The sequence below is a fragment of the Paracoccus sp. ME4 genome (genome assembly GCF_046736325.1).
In the GTDB taxonomy this organism is placed as follows: Bacteria; Pseudomonadota; Alphaproteobacteria; order Rhodobacterales; family Rhodobacteraceae; genus Paracoccus.
The window spans coordinates 1,287,857-1,311,403 of sequence record NZ_CP151276.1; the positions used below are offsets into that span (position 1 = coordinate 1,287,857).

The window sequence follows — 23,547 nt, forward strand, 5'->3', positions numbered from 1 at the left end:
TCAAAGGCCATGGGGTAGGATATGTTCAGCCTGTTGCAAGAGGCCGCCACCACCGCGGTCGAAACCACTGAGGGTGCGATCGTCGTCGACGACGCCGCCACCCACGGCGCCGATGCCGCGACCCACGGGGTCGATGCAGCCGGTCACGCCGCCGAAGCCGCGGGCCTGCCGCAGCTGGATATCACCACCTTCGGCAACCAGATCTTCTGGCTGGTCGTCACGCTGGTGGTTCTGTATCTGGTCCTGTCGCGTGTCGCGCTGCCGCGCATCGCGGCCGTTCTGTCGGACCGCCAGGGCGCAGTCACCGGCGATCTGATGGCCGCCGAGGAATTCAAGCTGAAGGCCCGCGAGGCCGAGGCTGCCTATGACAAGGCGCTGGCCGATGCCCGCGCCGAGGCGCAGTCGATCGTGGCCCGCAACCGGGCCGAGATCCAGGCGCAGCTGGACGCGGCCATCGCCAAGGCCGATGCCGAGATCGCCGCCCGCACCGCCGAATCCGAGGCCCGCATCCGCGAGATCCGCGCGTCGGCCGATGTCAGCGCCCGCGAGGTCGCCCGCGACGTCACCGCCGAACTGGTCCGCAGCTTCGGCGGGCAGGCGGATGATGCGGCGGTCGGCGCCGCGCTGGACGCGCGCATGAAGGGGGCCGTGCAATGAACCGTCTGATCGCAACCCTGGCCGCCTTCGGGCTGGCCTCCGGTCCGGCCCTGGCCGCGTCGGGTGACTACGGGTTCTTCTCGCTGCGCAACACGGACTTCATCGTGCTGCTGTCCTTCCTGGCCTTCATCGGCGTGCTGGTCTACTTCAAGGTGCCGGCCCTGCTGGGCGGCCTCCTGGACAAGCGCGCCGAGGCGATCCGCGCCGACCTGGACCAGGCCCGCAGGCTGCGCGAGGAAGCGCAGGAGATCTATGCGAGCTACGAGCGCCGCCAGCGCGAGGTGAAGACCCAGGCCGAGCAGATCGTCGCCAACGCCCGCCGCGAGGCCGAGGCCAACGCCGCCAAGGCGCGCGAGGACCTGGACCGGTCGATCCAGCGTCGCCTGCAGGCGGCTCAGGACCAGATCGGCAGCGCCGAGAACGACGCCGTCCGCGCCGTGCGCGACCGGGCCGTCGCGGCCTCCATCGCCGCCGCGTCGGAGATCCTCGCCGCGCAGGTCCGGGCGGGCAACCGTTCGGCAGGCATCGACGACGCCATCGCAGACGTGGCGCGCCGCCTGAACTGACAGATCATCGGACAGTGATCGAAGGGGCCTCGCCGGAACGACCGGCGGGGCCCCTTTCGTCATGGCGCCCGGTTGCTGAGGCGCAGCCGCGCGGTCGCGGCATCGTCATCGGCGCGGCGCTGGATCGACAGGGTGCGCGCCACCAGGTCCAGATGCTCCTCCAGCGCGGCCCGGGCACGCGGCCCGTCGCGCGACTGCAGCGCGTCGTTGATGCCGATATGCTGGTCCAGAAGCCGGTCGCGCAGCTCGGGGCTGGCGAAGATGCGGGGGCGGTTGAACAGCATCCCCTGGCGCAGCAGGTCCTGCATCGCGCGCATCATGTGCAGGGCGATCAGGTTGTGGCTGGCCTCGACTATGGCCATGTGGAAATCGGCGTCCAGCGCCGCCTCGGCCTGCGGATCGGGGCTGGCATGGGCATGGCGCATCGCCTGCACGATGCGGTCCAGCACCGCCAGATCCGTCTCGCCCGCGGCGGTCGCGGCGCGTTCGGCGGCCAGCCCCTCCAGGTCCTTGCGGAAGGTCAGATAGTCGTCTGCGGCGCGTGGATGGCGCGCCATCAGCCGCACCAGCGCGGGTGAGAAGGCGCTGCCCAGCACATCGGCCACCGACACGCCCGAACCGGGCCGCGTCACCAGAAGCCCGTCCGCCTGCATCCGCGCCAGGGCCTCGCGCAGCGACGGGCGGCTGACGCCCATCCGCTCGGCCAGCTCGCGCTCTCCGGGCAGGCGCTCTCCGGGGCGCAGGATGCCCTGCACGATCAGCGCCTCGATCTGGGCCACGACCGCGTCGGACAGGCGGGCGGCGTCGATGGGCTGGAAGGGGCTGGGCGGGGAAGGGTCGTCGTGGCTCATGGCGGCGTTCCGGATGGGGTGGCCGCACCCTAGCGCGACGCGACAGGGCCGGGCAATGGCCCGGCCCTGCGCAGACGTATAGTGAACCGGCCGTTACTGGGTCGGACGGATCAGGATCTCGACGCGGCGGTTCTGCGCGCGGCCGGCGGCGGTGTCGTTCGACGCGATCGGCTGGTTGAAGCTGGCGCCGATGGCCGACAGGCGACCCGACGCGACGCCCGCGGCGGCCAGGATGCCCGCGACCGACTGCGCGCGGCGCTGCGACAGGTCCTGGTTCAGCGCGGCGCTGCCGGTATTGTCGGTATGACCGATCACCTCGACCCTGCTGTTCGGATACTGGTTCAGGTTGCGCGCGACGGCATAGAGGTCGGTTTGCGCCGGGCCGGACACCGCGGCCGAGCCGGTGGCGAACAGGATGCCCTCCGGCAGGATCACCTGCAGGTAGCTGCCGCGGTTGATGATCTGCACGTTGGGGTTGCTGATCGACTGTTCCAGCGCGGCGGCCTGACGGTCCAGGATGTTGCCCGCGACCGCACCGGCGGCGGCGCCGATGATCGCGGCGCGCGCGGCGTCGCGGCCCTGGTTGTTGCTGTCGCTGTCACGCGTGCCGCCATAGAGCGCGCCCACGGCAGCGCCAGCCAGCGCGCCCTGTTGCGTGCGGCTGAGGCCGGTTGCGCCGGTGCCGGTATTGGTCATCGCCGGCGCGCAGGCGCCCAGCAGCGTCAGGCCGCAGACGGCGAGGAGGGAGGTCTTGCGCAGCTTCATCGTCATGTCCCTTTCGGTAAATGGGCGCGGCAGCGCGCCCGGGTCTGTCGTGATCCGGGGCCCGGTCGCGCGCGGGCGATTCCGGAATTGGTGCCCCAACGCGCGGCACGCTGTCGCAGTTCCGGGCGAATGGGAAGTCACTGTTTCGTAAAGACGCTTGGAAAGGCTTCGGAAATCGGCCGGGCGGTGGCCGCTTGCAAACCGCGCGCGGGGCCGTCACAACCGGGCCATGGTCCAGCGTCGCCCCAGCCCGCCCTTGCCCTTTGCCGACCAGGTCGCGATCTTCTCGCGCCTGGCCGAGGCCGATCCCGCGCCCGAGACCGAGCTGGAATTCGTGAACCCCTTCACTCTGGTCGTGGCGGTCGCGCTGTCGGCGCAGGCCACCGACGTGGGCGTGAACCGCGCCACGCGCGGGCTGTTCGCGGTGGCCGACACGCCGCAGAAGATGCTGGAGCTGGGCGTCGAGGGCGTGACCGAGCACATCAAAACCATCGGTCTGTTCCGGCAGAAGGCGAAGAACGTCATCGCGCTGTCGCGCATCCTGGTCGAGGAGTATGGCGGCGAGGTGCCCGACAGTCGCGCCGCCCTGACCGGCCTGCCGGGCGTCGGGCGCAAGACCGCGAATGTGGTCCTGTCCTGCGCCTTCGGCCATCCCGCGCAGGCGGTGGACACGCATATCTTCCGCGTCGGCAACCGCACCCGCATCGCGCCCGGCCGCGACGTGGAGGAGGTCGAGCGTGCCATCGAGGACAATGTCCCCACCCGTTTCCAGGCCCATGCGCATCACTGGCTGATCCTGCATGGCCGCTACATCTGCCAGGCGCGAAAGCCCCGCTGCGGGGTCTGTCCCATCGCCGACCTGTGCCCCTTCGAGGAGAAGACCGCGTGAGCACCCCCTATGTCGTCGGGATCGGCAATGCCGTCATGGACATCATCGCCCCCACCGAGGAGGCGCGGCTGGAGGCCCTGGGCATCACCAAGGGCATCATGCAGCTGGTCGACCGCGCGCGGTCCGAGTTCCTGATGGCCGCGCAGGCCGACGACCATTCCGCGCGTCGCGACCAGGCGCGCATGGTCGCGGGTGGCAGCGTGGCCAACACGCTGGCGGGGATCGGCGGGTTGGGGCTGCGCACGGCCTTCATCGGCTGCGTGGCCGATGACGAGATCGGGCGGCTCTATGCCAGCCAGACCGAGGGGGCGGGCACGCGGTTCGTCAATCCGCCGGTCGCGGGGGCGGGTCTGCCCAGTTCGCGCACGATCATCTTCGTGACGCCCGACGGCGAGCGGTCGATGAACACCTATCTGGGCATCTCGGCCGAACTGGGCCCCGAGGAGGTCGCGCCGGAGGTCTTCGAGGGCGCGGGCTGGCTGTTCCTGGAGGGCTATCTGTTCGACAAGGACAAGGGCAAGGCCGCGTTCCTGAAGGCCGCCGACTGCTGTCACGCGGCGGGCGGGCAGGCGGGGATCGCGCTGTCCGACCCGTTCTGCGTGGACCGCCACCGGGCCGATTTCCGCCGCCTGGTCGCAGGGCCGATGGATTACGTCATCGGCAACGTTCACGAGTGGCAGTCGCTGTATCAGGTCGAGGACCTGGAGGAGGCACTGCGCCTGGCGCAGGCGGATTGCGGGACAGTGATCTGCACGCGGTCCGGCGAGGACGCGATCCTGATCCGCGCGGGCGAGCGGGTGACGGTGCCGGTGCGGCGCGTGGTGCCGGTGGATGCGACCGGGGCCGGGGACCAGTTCGCGGCCGGGCTGATCTATGGTCTGGCATCGGGGCTGCCGCTGGCGGTGGCGGGGCGGATGGGCTGCGTCGCGGCCTCCGAGGTGATCGGGCATGTCGGCGCGCGGCCCCAGTCCGACATCGCCGCGCGGTTCCGGGCCGAAGGGCTGCTCTGACGGGTTGCGTCCCGCGGGGAAGGGGGGGGGGGGGGGGCCCCCCCCCCCCCCCCCCCCCGGGCCCCCGCCCCCCCCCCCCCCCCCCGCGCCCCCCGCCGGGCGGGCGCTGCGCGCGCCCCCCGGACCCCCCGCGCGGGGCGTCGCGGTTTCGTGACGTTGCGCCAAGCCGGTCTCGCGTGTATCACGGCCCGAAATGCGAGCAGCTGAAGGAATTGCCGATGCGCAGGGTTGTTGTCACCGGGTTGGGGATGGTCACGCCGCTGGCGTCCGGTGTCGAGGCGACGTGGGAGCGTCTGCTGGCCGGGCAGTCGGGCGCGGGGCCGATCACGCGCTTTGACGCCTCCGACGTGGTGACGAAATACGCCTGCGAGATCCCCATGGGCGACGGCAGCGACGGCACCTTCAATCCCGATGACTGGATGGAGCCGAAGGACCGCCGCAAGGTGGACGACTTCATCCTCTACGGCGTCGCCGCGGCGCATCAGGCGGTCCTGGACGCAGGCTGGATGCCCGAGGACGAGGAAAGCCGCCTGCGCACGGGCGTGATGATCGGGTCGGGCATCGGCGGGCTGACCTCGATCGCCGAGACGGCGGTGCTGATCAAGGAGCGCGGGCCCAAGCGCGTGTCGCCCTTCTTCATTCCCGGCGCGCTGATCAACCTGATCTCGGGTCAGGTGTCGATCCGCTATGGCTTCAAGGGGCCGAACCATGCGGTCGTGACCGCCTGTTCGACCGGGGCGCACGCCATCGGCGATGCGTCGCGGATGATCCGCTATGGCGATGCCGACGTGATGATCGCGGGCGGCGCGGAAAGCCCGATCAGCGAGATCGGCATCGCGGGCTTCAACGCCTGCAAGGCGCTGTCGACCAAGCGCGCCGACGATCCGCGGGCCGCCAGCCGCCCCTATGACGCCGATCGCGACGGCTTCGTGATGGGCGAGGGCGCGGGCGTCGTCGTGCTGGAGGAATACGAGCACGCCAAGGCGCGCGGCGCCAAGATCTATGCCGAGGTGCTGGGTTACGGCATGTCGGGCGACGCCTATCACATCACCGCGCCCTCCGAGGATGGCGACGGCGGATACCGCGCAATGGAGGCGGCGCTGCGCAGCGCAGGCCTGACGCCGGATCGGATCGACTACATCAACGCGCATGGCACCTCGACCATGGCCGACACGATCGAGCTGGGCGCGGTCGAGCGGCTGATGGGCGATGCGGCTTCAGGCGCAGTCATGTCATCCACGAAATCCAGCATCGGCCACCTGCTGGGCGCGGCCGGCGCGGTGGAGGCGATCTTCTGCGTGCTGGCGATCCGCGACCAGATCTGCCCGCCGACCATCAACCTGGACAACCCCGCCGTGACGCCGAAGCTGGACCTGGCGGCCAATGCCGCGGTGCGCCGGAAGGTCGATGTGGCGCTGTCGAACAGCTTCGGTTTCGGCGGGACCAATGCCAGCCTGGTTCTGGGACGGGTCGCCGGATGATCTGGCGCAACATCGCCTCGAACTTCCTGACGCTGGCCATCGTGCTGCTGGTCGCGGCCGCGGCCGCCGTGGCATGGGCCAAGCGCGAGTTCAGCGGTCCCGGCCCTAGCGAGATCGCGCAATGCGTGCAGATCGCGCCGGGCGCCAGCCTGAACGCGGTCAGCAACCAGCTGGCCGAGCAGGGCGCGATCTCCAGCGCCTACATCTTCCGCGCGGGCGCGGATTACATGGACAAGGCGCGCGATCTGAAGTTCGGCAGCTTCCTGATGCCGCCGCAGGCCAGCATGGAGCAGATCGTGGAGACGGTGACGGCGGGCGGTCCCTCGACCTGCGGCACCGAGGTCGTGGTGCGCGTGGGCGTGCGCGAGAACACGGTCCTGCTGCGCGACACCAACCCCCAGACCGGAGCCTATGAGGAGGTCGCGCGCTGGAACCCCGCCGAGGGCGAGCGCCCGGCCGAGATCGTCGCCGCACAGGAGCAGCCGGGCGCGCGCCTGTCGCTGGTCATGGCCGAGGGCGTGACCAGCTGGCAGGTCGTCGAGGCGCTGAAGGCGGCCGACTTCCTGACCGGGGAGGTGGCTGAGGTTCCGGCCGAGGGGAGCCTGGCGCCGGATACCTACCTGCTGGAGCGCGGGGGCGACCGCAACGCGATCCTGGCGCAGATGGCCAGCCGCCAGGCCGCCATCCTGGCCGAGGAATGGGAGGCGCGGCCCTTCGGCATGCCCTACGAGACCCCGGAGGAGGCGCTGATCATGGCCTCCATCGTGGAGAAGGAGACCGGCGTCGCCGCCGAGCGGCCGCAGGTGGCCAGCGTCTTCGTGAACCGCCTGCGCGAGGGGATGCGCCTGCAGACCGACCCCACGGTGATCTATGGCGTGACCGGCGGGCAGGGCATCCTGGACCGCGGGCTGCGGCGGTCGGAACTGGACACCACGACGCCCTACAACACCTATCGCATCGACGGGCTGCCGCCGACGCCCATCGCCAATCCGGGCCGGGCCGCGATCCGCGCCGCGCTGAATCCCGACGAGACGGAGTATTTCTACTTCGTCGCCGACGGCTCGGGCGGGCACGCCTTCAGCCGCACGCTGGAGGAGCACAACGCCGCCGTCGCCCGCTGGCGCGAGATCGAACGGCAGCAGGGCCTGCCCGCCGACAGCCCGGTGCAGACCGCGGACTGATCGCGCCGGTTTGACAAACGGGGCCCCCGGACGCAGGCTTGCATCCGGGGGCCTTTCTCATGGTCCCGGCCCGTTTCGGAGGAACCGTGATGATGCTGCCCGACATGCTGAAGATGCTGACCGACAATGCCCGCCAGTTCCAGGACCGCCTGACCGAATGGCAGGCCGCCATGGCCGAGAGCCAGGACAAGGCCATGGAGCAGGCCCGCCAGTGGCAGGCCCAGGCCATGCAGCAGCAGCAGGAGGTCAATGCCCGCCTGATGGCGCAGATGGAGGGCGCGAGCGAGGCCATGCAGGCCCAGTGGCAGCAGATGCAGAAGACCTGGGAGGACCAGTTCGCCACGATGCGCGAGCAGGGCGAGGAGATGCGCGCCAAGATGGGCGGTGCGCCGGGCGGCGGCGCATTCGCCGATTGGGCCGAGACCTATGCCGCGCAGATGGTGGCCTTCACCCAGAAGATGCAGGGCGAGGCGGCCAAGGCCATCGCCACCGCCACGGAGGCGCGCGGCAAGGCGAAGAAGTCGTGAGGCGCGCGGAGGGCCTGTAAGCCGGATTTTGTCCACCGCTCGCGCGGCTGGATGACCATTCCTCTGGTCCGTCCGTTGCCGGACGGATCTAGCTGCCTACCCGGATCTGCTGGGGCAAGGCGGCCCTGCGGATTGCTCCGCGCGCGATCCCTATTCGGCATTGCTCCTGGTGGGGCTTGCCATGCGGGCGCTGTTGCCAGCCCCCCGGTGGGCTCTTACCCCACCGTTTCACCCTTACCCATCCGGGGATGGGCGGTCTGTTCTCTGTGGCGCTGTCCCTGGGGTTGCCCCCGCCGGGCGTTACCCGGCACCATTGCCTCATGGAGTCCGGACTTTCCTCGACAGGCAGGCCTGCCGCGGTCATCCAGCCCTCCGCGCGTGGTCGGTATGGGCGTGCGGGCGTCGGGCGTCAAGGGGGGGCGCTGCCCCCGTCGCGCAGGCGCGACTCCCCCGGGATATTTGCGTGAAGAAGAAGCCGGGCGGCGGTGCGTCGATCGGCATCGGATTCGGGGCCGGTAGCCCAGGGGCGGTGGCGCAGTCGGAAGGCGTCCAGGCGCGCAGGGTTGTCGGGATAGCCGAGCGTCGTCAGGCTGTCGGTCAGGTCCGGGTCGGGATCGTCCTGCACGGGATGGGCAAAAAGGCAGAGGCCGTCATGCGCCAGGCCCTCCCAATCGAAGCGCGGGCCGGGGTCGATCTTGCGGCCCGGGGCCAGGTCGGAATGGGCGATGACGGCGGCGGGCGGAATCGACCATCGCTCCATGACTGCGCGCAGGAGGCGGCGCAGCGCGGCCATCTGCGGGGCGGGGAAGGGGCGGTCGCCGGGATTGTCCAGCTCGATCCCGATGGAGCGGCTGTTCACGTCATCGCGGCCCTGCCAGGCGCCTGCGCCCGCGTGCCAGGCGCGGCGCGTCTCGCAGACCAGCTGTTCGGTGGTGCCGTCGGCCGCGATCAGCCAATGGGCGCTGACCTCGGCCGTCGGGTCGCAGAGGCGGGCGCGGGCCGAGGCCGCGTCCGCCATGCCGGTATAGTGCAGCACGATCAGCGACGGGGTCTGCCCGCGTCGGTCACCGTGATTCGGGCTGGGGAATGCGGCGGCTGCCATGGGCGCGGCCCCGTCAGGGCGTCGCGGCCTGCATCTCGGGCGGGGTGATGGCGATGGGTGCATCCGCCGGGGCGGCGGGGCGCCTGATGCGCAGGCCCATGGTCGCGGGGATCGGCACAGGGTCCGCGCCCGCGATCTGCGCGCCGGTGGGCGCGTAGAAGGGCCGCGCGACCGGGATCGTGGCCGCGGGCGTCGCGCCGGTGACCAGCGCCGCCTCGCGCGCGGTGCGGTACTGGCCGTAGGGGGTGGGGCCGAACTGATAGTTCGGGTTCCAGCCCCGGTGTTCCCCGCATCCGGCCAGCGCCAGCACCCCGATCATCCACCAGCCGCGCATGACGCCTCCATCGGTCCGTTTCGCGGACGTTACCACCAGCGATCCGGCTTGGCCACAAATCCCGCAGCCGCCTCCAGCACCTGCGCCTGGTTCAGCAGATCGCCCTCCTCGAAGGGGCGGCCGATCAGCTGCAGGCCCAGGGGCAGGCCCTGCGCGTCCTGTCCCACCGGCACCGCGATGCCGGGCAGGCCCGCCAGGTTCAGCGTCACCGTGAAGACGTCGTTCAGATACATCTGCACCGGATCGCCCTTGTCGCCCGACCCGAGGGGGAAGGCCGCCGAAGGGGTCGCGGGCGCCAGGATCGAATCGATGCCCTGCGCGAAGGCCTGATCGAAGTCGCGCTTGATCAGCGCGCGGACGCGGCGGGCGCGGTTGTAATAGGCGTCGTAGAAACCCGCCGACAGCACATAGGTGCCGATCATCACGCGGCGCTGGACCTCAGGGCCGAAGCCCTCGGCGCGGGTCTTCTCATAGAGCTGGGTTATGCCGTCGCCCGCGCCCAGTTTGGCACGGTGGCCGTAGCGGACGCCGTCATAGCGCGCGAGGTTCGACGACGCTTCGGCGGGCGCGATGACGTAATAGGCGGGCAGGGCGTATTTCGTGTGCGGCAGGCTGATGTCCACGATCTCGGCGCCCGCGTCGCGCAGCATCTCGGCCCCCTGACGCCACAGGGCGTCGATGGCGTCGGGCATGCCGTCCACGCGGTATTCGCGCGGGATGCCGATGCGCTTGCCGCGGATGTCGCCGGTCAGCGCGGCCTCGAAATCGGGGACGGGCAGGTCGGCGCAGGTGCTGTCCATCGGATCGGCGGAGGCCATTGCGCCCAGCATGATCGCCGCGTCGCGCACGGTCCGCGTCATCGGCCCGGCCTGATCCAAGCTGGAGGCATAGGCGATCACACCCCACCGGCTGACCCGGCCATAGGTCGGCTTCAGCCCGACCGTGCCGGTGAAGGCCGCGGGCTGGCGGATCGAACCGCCGGTATCGGTGCCGGTCGCGCCGAGGCACAGATCGGCCGCGACGGCCGCGGCGGACCCGCCCGAACTGCCGCCCGGGGTCAGCTGCGCGCCGTCAGGCCCGCGCCACGGGTTCACCGCCGGACCATAGCAGCTGGATTCGTTGGTCGAACCCATCGCGAATTCGTCCTGGTTCAGCTTGCCCAGCATGACCGCGCCCGCGTTCCACAGGTTCCGCGTCACGGTCGATTCGTATTCCGGGGTGAAGCCCTGCAGGATGCGGCTGCCCGCCTGCGACGGCACGCCCTGCACGCAGAAGACGTCCTTGACGCCCACCGGGATGCCGGTCATCGGCGCCGCGTCGCCCGCCTTGATGCGCGCGTCCGCAGCGCGGGCCATGTCGCGGGCCATGTCTGGGGTCCGATGCACGAAGGCGTTCAGCGCGCCCGAGGCGTCGATGGCCGCAAGGCAGGCATCGGTCAGTTCGACCGCGGTCAGATCGCCTGCGCGCAGCGCGTCGCGGGCATCGGCGATGGTCAGGCTGTTCGGGGTCGTCATTCCACCACCTTCGGCACGGCAAAGAAGCCCTCGCGCGCGTCGGGGGCGTTGGACAGGATACGGTCGGCCATGTCGCCCGAGGTCACGACATCCTCGCGCCGCTTCAGGCGCATGGGGGTGACGCCGGTCATGGGTTCCACGCCCTCGACATCGACCTCGTTCAGCTGGTCCATGAAATGCAGGATGCCGGACAGATCGCGCGCCAGGGCGGGCAGGGCGGCATCATCGACCGCGATGCGCGCCAGATGCGCGACCTTGCGGGCCTGATCCTCGGTGATCGACATGACGTTTCCTTTCGTTGACGGCGGGTCTACAACCCCGCGCGAAAGGCCGCAAGACGCACGGCCCGGAGGTCCGCCATGCTTGCCGCCCTGTCCGTCCTTCCCGTGATCGCGCTGGTCCTGCTGGGCCATCTGGCCCGCCGCGGCGGCCTGATCCCCGCCGCCAGCTGGCCGGGGATCGAGCAGCTGGGATACCGCGTCCTGTTCCCGGCGATCCTGCTGACCTCGATCTATCGCTCGGAGCTGTCGATCGGGCGGCTCGGCCCCTATCTGGGCGCGCTGGCTCTGGCCTTCGCGGCGACCGGGGCGGTGGCGCTGGTCCTGGCGCGCCGGCGGGCCGAGCCGGGGCCGCGCGCCAGCTCGCTCTTCCAAGGCGCGCTGCGCTTCAATTCGCTGCTGATCCTGGCGGTCGCGGCGCAGGGGTTGGGGTCGCAGGCCCTGGGCGATCTGGCGGTGGCGCTGGCCTTCCTGATTCCCGCCTTCAACATCGCGGCCATCGTGGCGCTGACCCTGATGTCCGACGGCCCGCGCCCGACCGGTGCCGCCGCCCGCATCGGCCGCGAGATCGGCCGCAACCCGATGGTCCTGTCCTGCGCGGCGGGGCTGGCGCTGAACCTGTCGGGGGTCGCGCTGCCCGCGGTGGTGCTGTCGCCGCTGGACTGGCTGGGGCAGGGGGCGCTGGCCGTGGGCCTTCTGGCGGTGGGCGCGGGGATCGAGCCCGCGCGCCTGTGGCAGCGCGACGCCGCGCTGTGGGGTGCGGTCTGGATGCGGCTGGCGCTGTGCCCGGCGCTGTTCCTGGCCGTCGCGCTGGCCCTGGGGCTGCCGGGCGGGCAGCTGGCCTCCGGCGCGCTGGCCGCGGCGGCTCCGGGCGCGCCGGTCGGCTACATCCTGGCGCGGCAGATGGGGGGAGACGCGGATTTCTACGCCGCGATCTTCACCTGGCAGACGGTGCTGGCGGCAGGCACCCTGCCGCTGTGGCTTGGTTTCGCAGGGTTTCTTGGGGCGTGATGCGGTTTTTCGATTTTTTTCGGGCCAAGGTGTTTTTTTGTCTTGCGGCTCTCGGCGGCTTTGCCTAAACACCGCCTCACGCCGCCGGGAATGACCGGCAGCGGACAGAAAGTGGCCCGTTCGTCTATCGGTTAGGACGTCAGGTTTTCAACCTGAAAAGAGGGGTTCGACTCCCCTACGGGCTGCCACTGTTCCTAAATTATCCCAAGAAATCATAAATCTAAGTGGCAGTTTACAGTAACTGTGTCACTGGTTTCCAGTTTTCTCGGATTGTTCCACCCCACGCACTGCCGCCCGTCGGTTCGCTTCACGGGTGTAATGCTCAACCTCTTCTAGGGTGATGTGACCGGTCCACGCTGCGATCTGGTGAACCGTGGCGCCAGCCTCGGCGAGTGTCTTCGCGCGCGCTTTCCGTAGCCCGTGGGCGGATTTCTTGACCTTGGCAGTATCGGCCGCTTCCGACACCAGATGCCCCAAGGCCTTTGAGGATCGCGTTCTCCCCTGCGCTGTGGCCAAGAACGTCATGTGCTTTTCGGACCTTGCTTCCAGCGCCATGTGCAGCAGCTGGCGGTCCTTCATCATCCGCAGTGCATAGGCAGGAGGCTGGCAGGTCCAAGGCACGAAGGCGGGCTCGCCTGTCTTCTGCTGGATGAACTGCAGGACGCCGTCGCGACCGACCATTCCCGGCCCGATCAGCACGGCATCGCTGATCCGTGCGCCGGTCCAGAAGATCAGCTCAAACGTCAGCCTCTGCACCGTTCCCACAGGCCACCGCGCGCGATAGCGCTCGATGTCAGCGTCAGTCCATGCCGGATGGCCGATGGTCTTCGGAATGGCCTTCCGGCGGGCGGCAAGGGACGGGTCGACGGTCAGCAGCCGCTTCGTCTTCCCATGCGCGCAGATGGCGCGCCACGTCTTCAGCCGGTCGGCGGCGGCGTTCGGTGCCAGCGGCTCCAGGTCGTCGGCGATGTCTTCGGTCGTCAGGTGCGCGGCCAAGGCGTCTTCGGCCTGTTCCTTGATGGCTTCCGCATGGCGTCTGATCGTGCGCCGATACGAATCCGATCTGTCCAGGTGATCCCGGCTGGACAGGTATCCCTCGATCATCTGCGCGATGGTGCCCGGCGCGGCTTTGGTCTTGACCTCGGCCACCGTCAAGGCGGCCGCGTAGGCGGCCAGGAAAGGGGCGCTGTCGATCGGCAGGTCCGGCAGGCGCTGCCGCTTTGCGCCGGGGGCGCGCAGATAATGATAGACCTTTCCGCCCTTGTGGATGGTCTGCAGGTGCTTGAGCGTCACGACGCCCGCCGCCCGAATTTGCCGCGGCATGTGTTGGCCTCTGGAGTTGCCTCTTCGCCTTCCACAGTCAGAGAGTCGGCATACTGGTCAAGCGCCAAGACATCATAGAGCCTCTTGCCGCCGAGGATGCGGCGCGGAAGGTTGAGAGATCGCAGGGTGCTTTCGCTTATGCCCAGATAGGCGGCCGCCTTGGCGGCGGGCAGCAGCCTGGGCGTGAATGCGAAATCGTGGCGGGCCATCAGATCAGCACCTCCTGTCGTGGGTCGATCCGGTCCATGAACCGGAAGTCGGGATGTAGCTTGGGATGGGCGGGGCCGCGCGGGTCGCGCCGGTCCCAGATGAACCAGGCGTTGCGCTGCGCGGGGTTGCCCTCTCCGGTGAAGTCCAGCTTCCAGCGCATGAGGTAGCACCGGCTGAACGGATGCTCGTCCAAGAGCGCGCCCAGGCCGTTCGTCCGGCCTGCGGGCCAGTCCCATGACAGCAGCAGCGCCAGATAGTCCCAACCGGGCATGTCGAGCGTGTGACGCAGCCAGCGGCCCCGGCCCTTGCTGCTGATCTCGCAGAATGGCGGGTTGGTGATGATCGCCCCCGCCGGGCTGCGGCGCGCGGCATAGAAGTCGGCGACGCTGCTGTCCGGGCATCCGCGGTCGATCAGGTCGCTTGCGATGCAGCGCATCCCCAAGGCGCGGATCTCGCGCACCAGCGCGCCGTCGCCGCAGGCAGGCTCCCAGACCTTGCGGCAATCCCGAATCCTCTGGCCGTCATAAGCGAACAGCGCCCTGATCGCCTCGGGCTGCCCGGTCGGATAGAAGTCCTCACCGCGCCGCTCATGCGTGGGTTCCGGGCGCGTCTGATCGGGCAGGTCAGCGAACATGGCTCCTGCGGTGAGCGCCTTCGGGCGTGCGCAACCGGAGATCGCCTTAAACAGTGGCTTGGCGGATGCGGGTTTGGTCATCGCAATCATCTCTATTTCGGATTGTGTTTGCTTGGGTCGATGCCTTGGGCCCGCAGAACCTTCAGCCAATGCCGAGCGTAAAGGCGGGTGCTGTCCAGCTCGGCTCGTGCATCAAACAGCTTCTCAGCAAGGCGTTCTGCCCTTGCCTCGGCAGCGCGCCGCTTGGCCCGTTCCCGCTCGATCCTGCTTCCAGAAACATCACATGAACAATGGTCGGGATGATTGGCGCGCGACCAGCATCCGGGGATCAGGATCATCGACCCGTCGTCTTCTTTGAGCCAGTAGCAGGGGTGCGTATCCGGATCAGGCTTGTCGGCTTGCTGTCCCATCATGCGCCTCCAGCCTGCTTGAGATCGGCGGCGGTCAGGAACGCCTGCCATGCTGCCTGTAGGGCGTCACGCGCATCGGTTTCCGTCTTGGCAACGCCCTCGGCCGACCACGACCGACCGTTGACCCAGAGGCTCCACGTCCAAGGGTTGCGGCTTTGGATCTTCCCGAGGGGCGGAAACACGGCACCGATGTCGATCTGGCCCGACCGGGCCAGGATGCGGCTGTTCGGATATTCCTGGTGCCAGGTGACGGTCATCTGCTGACCGCCTTCCTGTCGCCATTCTTCGCAATGTCGGCTGCGATGCTGTCCCGATCTTCGCGCAGTTCGTCTTCGGTCAGGTCATAGCAGCCCTCGGCCTCGCCCTTTTCCAGCACCTCGTCCATCTGCCGCAGCACGTCGGACAGCATCGGCGCATGTTCCACGCAAAGGACGCAGCCGTCTGTCGTGTGACAGCACTTGTCGCCCTCGTGGATGTCCACGCCGCAGCTTTCGCAGTTGCCGATGGGCTCGGGGGCGTCTTCGACGACCGCACCCCCGTTCTGCGAGAGGGCGGCGCGGTCCAGCCGCTCGATCTCGGCCAAGATCAGTGCCCCGGCCTTGACCAGATCGCGGCGGCGATTGGTGGGCTTCCACCAGGCAGAGTGCCAAGGCCAGTTCAGCGGCATCGGAGCGTTCGGGCCGCTGTCTTGCGCCCCTGCAACGGCATAGCAGGCAGCCGCAACACCGATTTCGCCGGCGTCATGCGCATCGTCATGTTCCGGCGTCCAGCCTTCGACGGCCATCTGGCGCGTCCGTTCGCCCATCACGTCCAGCCATGCGCGAGGCATCTGGACGGCAGGCTGCGGGGTCGGGGCGGGCTGCGAGAGGGCGGCAGCGCGGGTGATGGACCACGCCTCCTTGCGAAGCTCGGCAAGGCGGTCCGACAGTTTCTCGTCGTTCTGATACTCGCAGCCTAAGTTGTGGATCTGGTTGCCCAACTCCCCGATGCGGGCGCAAATGCAATCGTCTGGCACCGGCTCTGCCGCCCGCAGATCGTCGGCAGCGGTGGCGGGATGCAAGTAAAGCGGGCGAACCTCCTGACCTGCGGCGCGATAGTGGCCAACATCGGCGGGCAGGCAGTCCACCCAGCCTGCCGTGGGATGATGCCGTTGCCAGGCGACCAGATCGTCAGCAGGAGTGGCGCGGCGGTTCCAGGCGCGATAGTTGGGGGCCGAGGCGCCGCAATCTTGGCAGACGATTGATCCCGTCCGCATCGTATCTTCGACCTGCGAACCACGGCAGAACGGGCAGGGCAACAGCGCGGCGCTGGTCAGTCGTTTGGTCGTCATGCGTCCATCTCCATCGCTTCGGCGGCATGGCCGCCCTGTTCCTCGATCCGCAGGTGCCCGCAGTTGGCCGCGACCAGCGCCTCGGCCAGCGGCGGGCAGACGCTGTTTCCACAGCAGCTGACCTGGACGTCCTTGGCGAAGGGCCGCCAGGTCGGGCTGGCGGTGTCGAGGCCGTCCCAGACCCCCTCGATGACGTAATCCGCCGGGAAGCCCTGGGCGCGGAACAGCTCGCGCGGGGTCAGCATCCGCATGCCGATGTCGATCACGACATAGGTCGCGCCGCCAATCGTCAGGGTGACGAACTCGCCCCCGTCCCAAGCATCGTGGGCGCGCAGGAAATCGGCTACGGCGCGTGCCCGGGCGTGATGCTCGGGCGCGAAGGGGGGCGCGGCCAGTGCGGCCTGAATGTGGCCCATGCGGTCCTTGACCGTGACGGTGTGGCAGGGCTCGTCGGTCCGGGCGCCGTCGCCGGTGCCGTAGTATTTCGCGAACCAGGCCGCAATCGGCGTCTGGTGGCTGCCCGAGGCGGCAACCGTCGACAGCGGATCCCGGGGGTCGTGTCCGGCATGGGCCTCCATGCGCGGCCCGCCGTTCTGCTGCGCGAGGAACGCGGCCACGGGCGCATGCTTGGCCCCGCCCGCGACCACCGTGCCGAGCGGCGCGGCCACGTCCAGGGCGCGAGGGTGCTGGCCCGGGCGCTCGCCATAGCCGGTCTGGACCATGGTCGCGGCGATCAGGCTGTTCTGGTCCTTCTTGCTGGCGCAGATCGTGTGATGCGGGTCGGTCGCCGCCCGGTTGCCGCCGCCCTGCTGGGCATAGGTCAGCACCGGGGCGATGACGGTCAGCCCCGCACCGCCGGCGGTGATGGTGTGGGCCGGTTCGTCGGCGCGCTGCCACGGCTTCTGGCTGTTGCGCATCGTCGCCAGCAGGGGCGCGATCACCGCATGCTGGATGCCGCCGACGGTGACGGTGCCCATCGGATCGGCCAGCGGGTATTCCCGCCGCCCGCCGCTGTCGCCATGGGCGATGCTGGCCAGATAGGGCGCGACCACGCCCAGGGGCGCCGCACCGCCGGGCTTCTTGATCCAGCTGTTGGCCGTGACCGTTGCCATCGGGTCGCGCAGATCCTGGCCGGTCGCGCCGCCGTTGAAGCGGGTCAGGCTGGGCGCGATCAGGGCGCTGTGGCCGCCCCCGGCCAGCACGGTCGGGTGCGGGGCGGTGACAGCGCTGTCGCGGCGCGCGGTGCCCTTGAGGCTGACCAGCGACGGCACGACCACCGCCTTCTCGCCGCGATGCGCGCCTGTGATGGTGCGGAACGGCTCGGCCACGTCCTCGACCCGGCCGCCATGGGTCAGGTTCACGAGGAACGGCCGCTCGGCCTCCAGCACATAGCGCTTCATGCCGCGCGCCACGCGGGCCAGCGTGTTGCCCGCCAGCGGGCGGATCGCGCGCAGCCCGTGCTTGGCCATCACCTCGGGTGCGGTGTCGAAGATCGACGGACAGGGCAGCGACCAGTCGATGCAGGTATCCGCGCCGACCCAGGGCAGCAGCTTGCCCTTGCGGACCTCGGCCGAGGCCGGGTTGCCATGGGTGGGCTTCGGCCAGACGATCGGGCGGCCGTCGCGGCGCGCGACCAGGAACCAGCGCTTGCGGATCGTCGGCGCGCCATAGTCGCAGGCCCGCAGCTCGCGCCACTGGACCTTGTATCCGGCCTTCTTCAGCCGACCGATCCAGAGGTCGAAGGTCTGGCCCGCGAACTCCCTGATCGGCTGGCCGTCATTGTCGACGGGGCCCCAGGTCACGAACTCCTCGACGTTCTCCATGCAGATCACGTCGGGCTTGGCGAACTCGGCCCACCGGACCACGACCCAGGCCAGGTCGCGGATGTTGCGGTCGCGCGGCGCGCCGCCCTTGGCCTTGCTGAAATGCTTGCAGTCCGGGCTGGCCCACAGCAGCCCGACATGGCGGCCCTTGGTCACCGCTAGCGGATCCACATCCCAGATGTTGCTGTCCAGGTGCAGCGTCTCGGGGTGGTTGGCGGCATGCAGGGCCAGCGCCTTGGCGCTGTGGTTGATCGCCACGTCGGGGCTGCGGCCCAGGGCCAGCTCGATCCCGGTCGACGCCCCGCCGCCGCCGGCGAAGCTGTCGATGATCATGGGCAGGTGGGGGTGCAGGGTCATGCCACCAGTCCTCCGGGCGCGCCGCGGGGCGGGTCGAAGCGGATGGTCTGCATGACGCCAGCGCTGCGCAGCTCGGTGACGATGCCGCGCACCTGATCGGGCAGGCATTCGCAGCTGACGGCGATGTCCTCGACGCCCAGTCCTTCGCGCAGGGAGGCGATCACCAGGTTACGGGATGGGGGCTTGGGGGTGGTCATGCGTCCTCCGTCTGGAGTTGCGCCAGATGCGCGTCGATCTGGGTGCGGGCCTCGGCCAGCGTCTCGGCGGTGCCGTAGCCGTCGGTTTCGTCATGGCTCCAGACGAACGGCGTGCAGGGCACGTCGAACTGCCGGATCTCGATGCCGCGATGGATGGTTGGGCGGATCATGCCAGCCCCGCGATCAGCCGAAGGGCGCAGCCGCCGAGGCTTGCGGTCCCGTCGCAGGCGATGGGCCAGTGTGCGTTCACCATGGTCAGCAGGATGAAGCCCACCAGGTGCGCGATCACCGCCAGCACGAGGCCCGCCATGAGGCCGGAAAGCCGTGCCCGATGCAGGGCGGGCTGGCAGCTGTCGCAAGGCGGCTGCGGCATGGGTCGCAGGCCTTCGCGCATCCGCGCATAGCGCCGGTCGTGGGCTTCCTCGATCGTGTCGGCGGTCCAGCCCAGATGGCGGTTGCGCAGGACGCTGTCGGCTTCCGCATCGGTCAGCGGGCGGCCGAGGGGTTCGTTCTTCAGGTCGATCATGACCACGGTCCTTGTCGGGGCGCGATGCGGCGCGGTGATGGGGGTGACCGGCGCGATCCGCGCGCCGGTCGGGGGCATGCGGTCAGCGGGCGCCGATCTCGGGCTTGCCGATCATCAGGGGGACGCCGGTCTTCTCCTGCGCGGTGGCCAGCGCCTCGCGCGCGGCGTCGCGCAGCGCGGCCTCCGGGTTGTAGAGGGTGGCGAAGAACTTTACTTCGGCGCCGGCCTTCCGATAGCGGAAGCGGACCGCCAGCCGGTACAGCGCGCCCTCCTCGAAGACGGGGATGGCGATCATGAACAGGTTGGGCAGCCGCAGCGGCGCGCCGTCCGGGCCGCGATGCTCGTCCAGGAACTGGACATGCGTCTCGCCGGTGTCGCGGTTGGTGCTGATCTGCAGCTGGCCCGTCTCGTAGACCTGGAAGTTGCGCGACAGCTGCGCGAGGGCGGCATACTGGCCGAACCGGCCCTGCACCTTGGCGGCGATCTCGGTCATGCACCTTTCCCATGCCTCGGAGGCATCGGTCAGGCCGTTCAGCAGGGCGGGCGTCGGGTCGAGGAAGTCCTTGGCGTTCTCCTCGATGAACTCGCCGAACTGATCCTTGGTCAGGGGCTGGCCGCTGATCGCGGTCCAGCGCCGCCATTCCTCCGACACCGGGAAGGTGTAGAGGCCGGTGTGGCGGGCGTAGCTGGCCGTCGGGTCGCCCTCGGTCGGGTCGATCCTGGACGGACCCTCGCCGTGATAGTCGATCACCGCCGTCAGCTTGGGCGTCGGATGGATCTGGCCGAAGAGGACGGTGGCCTCGCTCTTGAAGCGGTTCGTCCAGGCGATCAGGCTGTCCAGGTCTTCCAGCACGGCGTGGCCGGTGCGCTGCAGGGGTTTCAGCGCCTCGACGCCCTCGCGGTGCTGCTTGGTCAGGTCATGCAGGCGCATGCCGTCCGGGGCCGCGATGATGTAGGGGCCTGTGCTGTCGGGATGCTCGGAGCCGCTGACGACCTCGATGGGGCGCACGCGCTCCATGTGGGTGATGATCGTCTCGGCGATGTTCTTCGGGGCTTCATGCGACATGGTCAGGTTTTCCTTACTCGGCGGTGCGCAGCTCGCGGTGGCCGCCGACGTCGCGGACCTCCATGCGGGACTGGGCGGGGTTGTGGGTGGTTAGGGCACCATCGCCGGTCATCCAGCCGACGGCCTTGTGCTTCGGCGGCTTGGGGCCGACGATCTTGTCCTCGATCACCAGCTCGACCTGGCCGAAGCGGTCGGTCTTCATGTCGATGGTGATGGTGATCCTGCCCTTGGCGCTGGACGCGAAATCCTGGGCGAACTGGCGCATCTCGACGTTGTTCGCCTCGATGCGCTCCAGCAGGTCGGGCAGGTAATCGCCGTTGTCGGCAAGGGCCAGCAGCTGGTCGATGCTGCGCAGCGCGGGGGAGTTGGACATGCGTCCGGTCCTTTCGATGATGGGAAGATGCCCGCAGCCGCGCAGGGAGGGAGGAGAATCGGGCGGCTGCGGGCCAGTCTGGGTGCGACGAAGCAGGGAGGGGCGCACCCGGTCTGGCGGCGCGTGGCGCCTACCAGGTCGTTGCCTGTCCGAGCGCGGTTCCGCCGTAGGCAATGGCTGCCGCGACCAGGGTCGGCGCGGTGAGATAGAAGGTCACGACCAGCGCGGCCTGGGCCAGGCGCAGGATGATGATGGGGATGAGGTGCATGGCGTCACTCCAGGCCGGCGGCGTGCCGGATTAGGCGACGTTAGTAGGGTATTTTTACCCAGTCAAGCCTAATGGGGTTAAAATACCCCTTTTGCGTTGCGATTGATTCGCGCCGCGCTATGCTGGCCGGTGCCAGCGCCGGGCGGCGGCGCATGGAAAAGCCCGCCGTGGGGCGGGCTGGAGGGGGCGTCATGATATGGATCGGCAAGGATGTTCAGATCATCCAAGGCTTTGGTTGCCGCTATCGGATCATTCGGTGGGGGTTCCGGGTGCTGGGGCGGACGGTGTGGGTGGTGCGGCGAGAAGAGCGTCTAGCCGGCGGATAATCTCAGTTTGTGAGGCCTCGCCCCCTGATTGAGGATTTGAAGTCTGGACGCGTTCTTCAAGCCGGTCTGCCATCCCGACCCCGCTATCGAACCTGTCGCCGCCGAAAGATAGAATCGCGAGGATAAGGCCCACTATCGCGACGGATGACGTGAAAGCTGTCATCAACATCGTGCCGGTGGTGGGCATCACGGAAAGTCGCGCCTCTACCTTCGCAAGCGACGCTTCGATCTTAAGGTCCACATAATCTTTAGAGGCGGGTTCCATACTCGGTAGAATGGGGCCCTTGAGATTTGGATTCAAGCCTCCACCCTGATCGAAGTCAGTATCTACGCTAGTGGATCGCTTAGGCAGCGGCAGGTTCAGCCGGTGTATCTTTCCGTCGTCACTATCCAGGCCGCTACTCATTCGTCGTGCCACTGGCCAATAGAGGCAGAACGCAGTGCACGATTGTTAACATCGATATCGTCATGCAGTTGCTGAAACACGCTGTCTTGGATCAGCTCTGGATGGGCTCTTCTGATCGTAGAGAGCAGTCCGAGATCTTGGCCTGCGAGCGTTTCAATCCACTGTGCCATGTCACGAATATCGTCGCGCATATATTGCAGCTGCGATTTGAGCCTTTCTATTTCGTCTAATGCCGCTTCAAGCCTCGCATGATCACTCATTGTCCAACCCGCTCCACCATATCTTCGGGCAGCGCGAGGATGACCCGCGATGCCCACTTGATCCGTCTGTTGTGCATGTTGTCGCCGGTCGGGTTCAGCGAGATGAGGTGAAACAGGCCCGGCTCGTCGCCGCGCTTCACCTGCTTCAGCCAGGCATTGCCGTCCTGGCATTCGACCACGCAGGGTCGGCCGATGTCCTCGTCCAGGATGCCCTCATGTGTGGCGCGGCTGTAGAACAGGATGTCGCCGGGCTGATACTGCGGGGCCATAGAATCGCCCTCGACCTCGACTGCGGCGAATTGAGAGGCAGGCGCGCGGCGCAGCAGCTGCGACGGGGCACCGACCCGGAACATGCCGCCGGTCGCCTCATCGGTGTCGATCAGCGGGACCAGTGCCCCGGCGCCGACGCGGCCAAGGACGGCTATGACAGGCAACACGCCGCCCAGCTTCCCTGCGTAAAGATCATCTAGCGTGACCCCAAAGGCAGCTGCCACTTTCATGGCATCATCGACATTTGTCCGCTGCGCCTTCCCCTGCTTCAGGTTCTTGAGCTGCTCGTAGGAGACGCCAGCTTCCATCGCGACATTGCGCAATGACCGGCCGGTGACGGTCAGGGCGTGTTCAAGCGCGATTTTGAAGGTCATTTCCATGGGGTGAAAATTACCCCAAGCGCCTTGCGCTGGCATGGCGTAAATTTCACCTTGCCTTATGGGGGATAATTACCCCATATTGCCCGCCATGGAACGCTTCATCTCCGACGTCGAAACGTATGCGCTGGCCTGTGGCATCAGCCCGCAAAGCCTGTTGCGCAAGACCGTCAACGCCCAATGGGGCCAGTGGCAGAAGTGGAAGGATGGCGACGCCAGCCCGACCATGCGCATCGTCGATCAGATTTACGCGTACATGGCCGAGAACCCGGCCCCCCAAACCTCCGAGGACGCAGCATGACCAAACATGCCGCGTCCTCTTTTCCTTGCTCACCTGGTCGCTCTTCACCCGGCCACTATGGAGCGTTGCCCGTGAAAAATCCTGCACATTCGACAGACCCCCGCGCGAACCGGCGCTGGTTCCGCGATCTGCTGTGGCGGGCCTTCCCCGCCGCGTCCGAGCGCGAGCTGGCCGAAAAGGCATCCGCGGTGCTGGATGTCAGCCCCCGGCAGGTCATCAACTGGCTGCGCGAAGAGCATGACCCCAAGCTGCGCTACATCATGGCCGTCCTGGCCATCGCGGGCGCGGAAATCGTCTTCAGCCGGATCGAGGGACAAACATGAATCGGCTTCTGAACCACGTCCTGGGGCGGTTCTACGAGGCGCGCGCGATGCGCGCCCTCAACCGCTACCATCGGCTCAAATCCATATCGGAAAAATTCTTCCGCCGGGTGCCGCGCCACCAGCGCGAGGGCGCGCCGCAGGAGGATGAGGCATGAGCAGGCTGTCCGTCGATTTGGGCCAGGCACCCCTGCCGCCTGCCCAAGGTGCCGTTCGGCGCTGGCGCGTCACCAGGACGTATCAGACCTATCATGGTGTCGAGGTCCGCACCGACGACATCGAGGAGCTGTGGGAGCTGCACATGCTGGTCGAGCAAGGCCATGACTGGAACGCCCTCGTTGATGTTCGCATCACGATGAACGCGGAGCGGCGCTGATGAGATCAGAGAAACCCCTCCTGCCGATCATCGAGATTGCGCCCTTTCACGATCGTGTTCACGCGCCCGGGATTAATGCCCAGCATCGCGGCGATGATGTGCTGCTCTTCTCCAGCCTGAGAGAGGAGCAAGACCGTCGTGACCTCATCCGGGTCGAGATGCTGCCGTCTGATCGTGATCTCATTCAGTTCGACGCCCGTTCTCGGGTGCTTGAATGTGGCCATGGAT

The 23,547-nt window shown here is 68.4% G+C and carries 35 protein-coding genes, 1 tRNA gene and 1 other RNA gene; 13 read left to right on the top strand and 24 right to left on the bottom strand.

Going from position 1 to position 23,547, the window contains the following annotated elements:
- Positions 1–21 precede the first annotated feature (21 nt).
- Positions 22–657 carry a F0F1 ATP synthase subunit B' gene (locus tag AACG61_RS06555; RefSeq protein ID WP_411839199.1) on the top strand — a complete coding sequence of 212 codons (636 nt, stop codon included), beginning with the start codon at positions 22–24 and terminating at the stop codon, positions 655–657.
- Entirely contained in the window at positions 654–1,223 is a 570-nt protein-coding gene (locus AACG61_RS06560; protein ID WP_411839200.1) for a F0F1 ATP synthase subunit B, read from the top strand. The genes AACG61_RS06555 and AACG61_RS06560 overlap by 4 nt, the downstream gene beginning before the upstream one ends.
- 59 nt (positions 1,224–1,282) lie before the next feature.
- Here the strand turns inward: AACG61_RS06560 and AACG61_RS06565 are convergent, their stop codons facing one another.
- Together AACG61_RS06565 and AACG61_RS06570 are read right to left on the bottom strand one after the other, a co-directional pair.
- Positions 1,283–2,074, bottom strand: a complete 792-nt coding sequence (locus AACG61_RS06565) for a FadR/GntR family transcriptional regulator (RefSeq protein WP_411839201.1) — start codon at positions 2,072–2,074, stop codon at positions 1,283–1,285.
- A 93-nt stretch (positions 2,075–2,167) separates the two neighbouring features.
- Entirely contained in the window at positions 2,168–2,839 is a 672-nt protein-coding gene (locus AACG61_RS06570; protein WP_411839471.1) for an OmpA family protein, read from the bottom strand.
- Between the two features lie 229 nt (positions 2,840–3,068).
- On the opposite strand from AACG61_RS06570, the gene nth reads away from it, so the two are divergent.
- The 5 genes from nth to AACG61_RS06595 all read left to right on the top strand — a co-directional run bounded on the left by nth (position 3,069) and on the right by AACG61_RS06595 (position 7,927).
- On the top strand, positions 3,069–3,728 hold the full coding sequence (gene nth / locus AACG61_RS06575) for an endonuclease III (protein WP_411839202.1): 660 nt from the start codon (positions 3,069–3,071) through the stop codon (positions 3,726–3,728).
- Positions 3,725–4,738 carry an adenosine kinase gene (locus AACG61_RS06580; RefSeq protein ID WP_411839203.1) on the top strand — a complete coding sequence of 338 codons (1,014 nt, stop codon included), beginning with the start codon at positions 3,725–3,727 and terminating at the stop codon, positions 4,736–4,738. Before nth ends, AACG61_RS06580 begins: the two co-directional genes overlap by 4 nt.
- A 218-nt stretch (positions 4,739–4,956) precedes the next feature.
- Positions 4,957–6,219: a beta-ketoacyl-ACP synthase II gene (fabF, locus tag AACG61_RS06585; RefSeq protein ID WP_411839204.1), complete on the top strand. Its 1,263-nt coding sequence runs from the start codon at positions 4,957–4,959 to the stop codon at positions 6,217–6,219.
- Positions 6,219–7,400 (top strand): endolytic transglycosylase MltG, encoded by a 1,182-nt coding sequence (mltG, locus tag AACG61_RS06590; protein ID WP_411839472.1) that lies wholly within the window; start codon positions 6,219–6,221, stop codon positions 7,398–7,400. Before fabF ends, mltG begins: the two co-directional genes overlap by 1 nt.
- An 89-nt stretch (positions 7,401–7,489) precedes the next feature.
- On the top strand, positions 7,490–7,927 hold the full coding sequence (locus AACG61_RS06595) for a hypothetical protein (RefSeq protein WP_411839205.1): 438 nt from the start codon (positions 7,490–7,492) through the stop codon (positions 7,925–7,927).
- Position 7,928: 1 nt separating this feature from the next.
- Here AACG61_RS06595 and rnpB read toward each other — a convergent pair.
- The 5 genes from rnpB to gatC all read right to left on the bottom strand — a co-directional run bounded on the left by rnpB (position 7,929) and on the right by gatC (position 11,161).
- Positions 7,929–8,303, bottom strand: an RNA gene (rnpB, locus tag AACG61_RS06600) — RNase P RNA component class A.
- Between the two features lie 33 nt (positions 8,304–8,336).
- Complete coding sequence (locus AACG61_RS06605; protein WP_411839206.1) at positions 8,337–9,029, bottom strand: N-acetylmuramoyl-L-alanine amidase; 693 nt, start codon at positions 9,027–9,029, stop codon at positions 8,337–8,339.
- Positions 9,030–9,042: 13 nt separating this feature from the next.
- Positions 9,043–9,363: a hypothetical protein gene (locus tag AACG61_RS06610; protein ID WP_411839207.1), complete on the bottom strand. Its 321-nt coding sequence runs from the start codon at positions 9,361–9,363 to the stop codon at positions 9,043–9,045.
- A 29-nt stretch (positions 9,364–9,392) separates the two neighbouring features.
- Positions 9,393–10,877: an Asp-tRNA(Asn)/Glu-tRNA(Gln) amidotransferase subunit GatA gene (gatA, locus tag AACG61_RS06615; protein WP_411839208.1), complete on the bottom strand. Its 1,485-nt coding sequence runs from the start codon at positions 10,875–10,877 to the stop codon at positions 9,393–9,395.
- Positions 10,874–11,161 (bottom strand): Asp-tRNA(Asn)/Glu-tRNA(Gln) amidotransferase subunit GatC, encoded by a 288-nt coding sequence (gatC, locus tag AACG61_RS06620; protein WP_139597474.1) that lies wholly within the window; start codon positions 11,159–11,161, stop codon positions 10,874–10,876. Before gatC ends, gatA begins: the two co-directional genes overlap by 4 nt.
- A 75-nt stretch (positions 11,162–11,236) precedes the next feature.
- Between gatC and AACG61_RS06625 the strand changes: the two genes are divergently transcribed.
- Positions 11,237–12,166, top strand: a complete 930-nt coding sequence (locus AACG61_RS06625; protein ID WP_411839209.1) for an AEC family transporter — start codon at positions 11,237–11,239, stop codon at positions 12,164–12,166.
- A gap of 113 nt (positions 12,167–12,279) precedes the next feature.
- Positions 12,280–12,354: transfer RNA gene (locus AACG61_RS06630), tRNA-Glu, on the top strand.
- 58 nt (positions 12,355–12,412) lie between these two features.
- On the opposite strand, the gene AACG61_RS06635 is transcribed toward AACG61_RS06630, so the two are convergent.
- From AACG61_RS06635 to AACG61_RS06710, 16 genes are all read right to left on the bottom strand, one after another.
- Positions 12,413–13,489, bottom strand: a complete 1,077-nt coding sequence (locus AACG61_RS06635; RefSeq protein ID WP_411839210.1) for a tyrosine-type recombinase/integrase — start codon at positions 13,487–13,489, stop codon at positions 12,413–12,415.
- The gene (locus AACG61_RS06640) at positions 13,456–13,698 is read right to left on the bottom strand and encodes a DNA-binding protein (protein WP_411839211.1); all 243 of its coding nucleotides are present in this window, start codon (positions 13,696–13,698) and stop codon (positions 13,456–13,458) included. Before AACG61_RS06640 ends, AACG61_RS06635 begins: the two co-directional genes overlap by 34 nt.
- The gene (locus AACG61_RS06645) at positions 13,698–14,333 is read right to left on the bottom strand and encodes a hypothetical protein (protein ID WP_411839212.1); all 636 of its coding nucleotides are present in this window, start codon (positions 14,331–14,333) and stop codon (positions 13,698–13,700) included. Before AACG61_RS06645 ends, AACG61_RS06640 begins: the two co-directional genes overlap by 1 nt.
- Before the next feature lie 92 nt (positions 14,334–14,425).
- On the bottom strand, positions 14,426–14,746 hold the full coding sequence (locus tag AACG61_RS06650) for a hypothetical protein (RefSeq protein WP_411839213.1): 321 nt from the start codon (positions 14,744–14,746) through the stop codon (positions 14,426–14,428).
- Positions 14,743–15,000 (bottom strand): hypothetical protein, encoded by a 258-nt coding sequence (locus AACG61_RS06655; protein ID WP_411839214.1) that lies wholly within the window; start codon positions 14,998–15,000, stop codon positions 14,743–14,745. The genes AACG61_RS06650 and AACG61_RS06655 overlap by 4 nt, the downstream gene beginning before the upstream one ends.
- Positions 14,997–16,040, bottom strand: a complete 1,044-nt coding sequence (locus tag AACG61_RS06660) for a hypothetical protein (protein WP_411839215.1) — start codon at positions 16,038–16,040, stop codon at positions 14,997–14,999. Before AACG61_RS06660 ends, AACG61_RS06655 begins: the two co-directional genes overlap by 4 nt.
- A 29-nt stretch (positions 16,041–16,069) precedes the next feature.
- Complete coding sequence (locus tag AACG61_RS06665) at positions 16,070–18,253, bottom strand: DNA cytosine methyltransferase (protein WP_411839216.1); 2,184 nt, start codon at positions 18,251–18,253, stop codon at positions 16,070–16,072.
- Complete coding sequence (locus AACG61_RS06670; RefSeq protein ID WP_411839217.1) at positions 18,250–18,450, bottom strand: hypothetical protein; 201 nt, start codon at positions 18,448–18,450, stop codon at positions 18,250–18,252. Before AACG61_RS06670 ends, AACG61_RS06665 begins: the two co-directional genes overlap by 4 nt.
- Complete coding sequence (locus AACG61_RS06675) at positions 18,447–18,620, bottom strand: hypothetical protein (RefSeq protein ID WP_411839218.1); 174 nt, start codon at positions 18,618–18,620, stop codon at positions 18,447–18,449. The genes AACG61_RS06670 and AACG61_RS06675 overlap by 4 nt, the downstream gene beginning before the upstream one ends.
- Positions 18,617–18,976, bottom strand: a complete 360-nt coding sequence (locus tag AACG61_RS06680) for a hypothetical protein (protein ID WP_411839219.1) — start codon at positions 18,974–18,976, stop codon at positions 18,617–18,619. Before AACG61_RS06680 ends, AACG61_RS06675 begins: the two co-directional genes overlap by 4 nt.
- A gap of 82 nt (positions 18,977–19,058) precedes the next feature.
- The gene (locus tag AACG61_RS06685) at positions 19,059–20,042 is read right to left on the bottom strand and encodes a DUF2303 family protein (RefSeq protein WP_411839220.1); all 984 of its coding nucleotides are present in this window, start codon (positions 20,040–20,042) and stop codon (positions 19,059–19,061) included.
- A gap of 13 nt (positions 20,043–20,055) precedes the next feature.
- The gene (locus AACG61_RS06690; RefSeq protein WP_411839221.1) at positions 20,056–20,415 is read right to left on the bottom strand and encodes a hypothetical protein; all 360 of its coding nucleotides are present in this window, start codon (positions 20,413–20,415) and stop codon (positions 20,056–20,058) included.
- Between the two features lie 130 nt (positions 20,416–20,545).
- Positions 20,546–20,683 (bottom strand): hypothetical protein, encoded by a 138-nt coding sequence (locus AACG61_RS06695; protein WP_411839222.1) that lies wholly within the window; start codon positions 20,681–20,683, stop codon positions 20,546–20,548.
- 249 nt (positions 20,684–20,932) lie between these two features.
- Positions 20,933–21,415 carry a hypothetical protein gene (locus AACG61_RS06700; RefSeq protein ID WP_411839223.1) on the bottom strand — a complete coding sequence of 161 codons (483 nt, stop codon included), beginning with the start codon at positions 21,413–21,415 and terminating at the stop codon, positions 20,933–20,935.
- Positions 21,412–21,675, bottom strand: a complete 264-nt coding sequence (locus AACG61_RS06705) for a hypothetical protein (RefSeq protein ID WP_411839224.1) — start codon at positions 21,673–21,675, stop codon at positions 21,412–21,414. The genes AACG61_RS06700 and AACG61_RS06705 overlap by 4 nt, the downstream gene beginning before the upstream one ends.
- Positions 21,672–22,325 carry a S24 family peptidase gene (locus AACG61_RS06710; protein ID WP_411839225.1) on the bottom strand — a complete coding sequence of 218 codons (654 nt, stop codon included), beginning with the start codon at positions 22,323–22,325 and terminating at the stop codon, positions 21,672–21,674. Before AACG61_RS06710 ends, AACG61_RS06705 begins: the two co-directional genes overlap by 4 nt.
- Before the next feature lie 88 nt (positions 22,326–22,413).
- On the opposite strand from AACG61_RS06710, the gene AACG61_RS06715 reads away from it, so the two are divergent.
- The 4 genes from AACG61_RS06715 (at position 22,414) to AACG61_RS06730 (ending at position 23,319) form a co-directional block, all read left to right on the top strand.
- Positions 22,414–22,623: a hypothetical protein gene (locus AACG61_RS06715; RefSeq protein ID WP_411839226.1), complete on the top strand. Its 210-nt coding sequence runs from the start codon at positions 22,414–22,416 to the stop codon at positions 22,621–22,623.
- A 71-nt stretch (positions 22,624–22,694) separates the two neighbouring features.
- On the top strand, positions 22,695–22,946 hold the full coding sequence (locus AACG61_RS06720) for a hypothetical protein (RefSeq protein WP_411839227.1): 252 nt from the start codon (positions 22,695–22,697) through the stop codon (positions 22,944–22,946).
- On the top strand, positions 22,943–23,101 hold the full coding sequence (locus tag AACG61_RS06725) for a hypothetical protein (RefSeq protein WP_411839228.1): 159 nt from the start codon (positions 22,943–22,945) through the stop codon (positions 23,099–23,101). Before AACG61_RS06720 ends, AACG61_RS06725 begins: the two co-directional genes overlap by 4 nt.
- The gene (locus AACG61_RS06730; protein ID WP_411839229.1) at positions 23,098–23,319 is read left to right on the top strand and encodes a hypothetical protein; all 222 of its coding nucleotides are present in this window, start codon (positions 23,098–23,100) and stop codon (positions 23,317–23,319) included. The genes AACG61_RS06725 and AACG61_RS06730 overlap by 4 nt, the downstream gene beginning before the upstream one ends.
- Positions 23,320–23,324: 5 nt before the next feature.
- Here AACG61_RS06730 and AACG61_RS06735 read toward each other — a convergent pair whose 3' ends face one another.
- Positions 23,325–23,543 (bottom strand): hypothetical protein, encoded by a 219-nt coding sequence (locus tag AACG61_RS06735; protein WP_411839230.1) that lies wholly within the window; start codon positions 23,541–23,543, stop codon positions 23,325–23,327.
- Positions 23,544–23,547 lie beyond the last annotated feature (4 nt).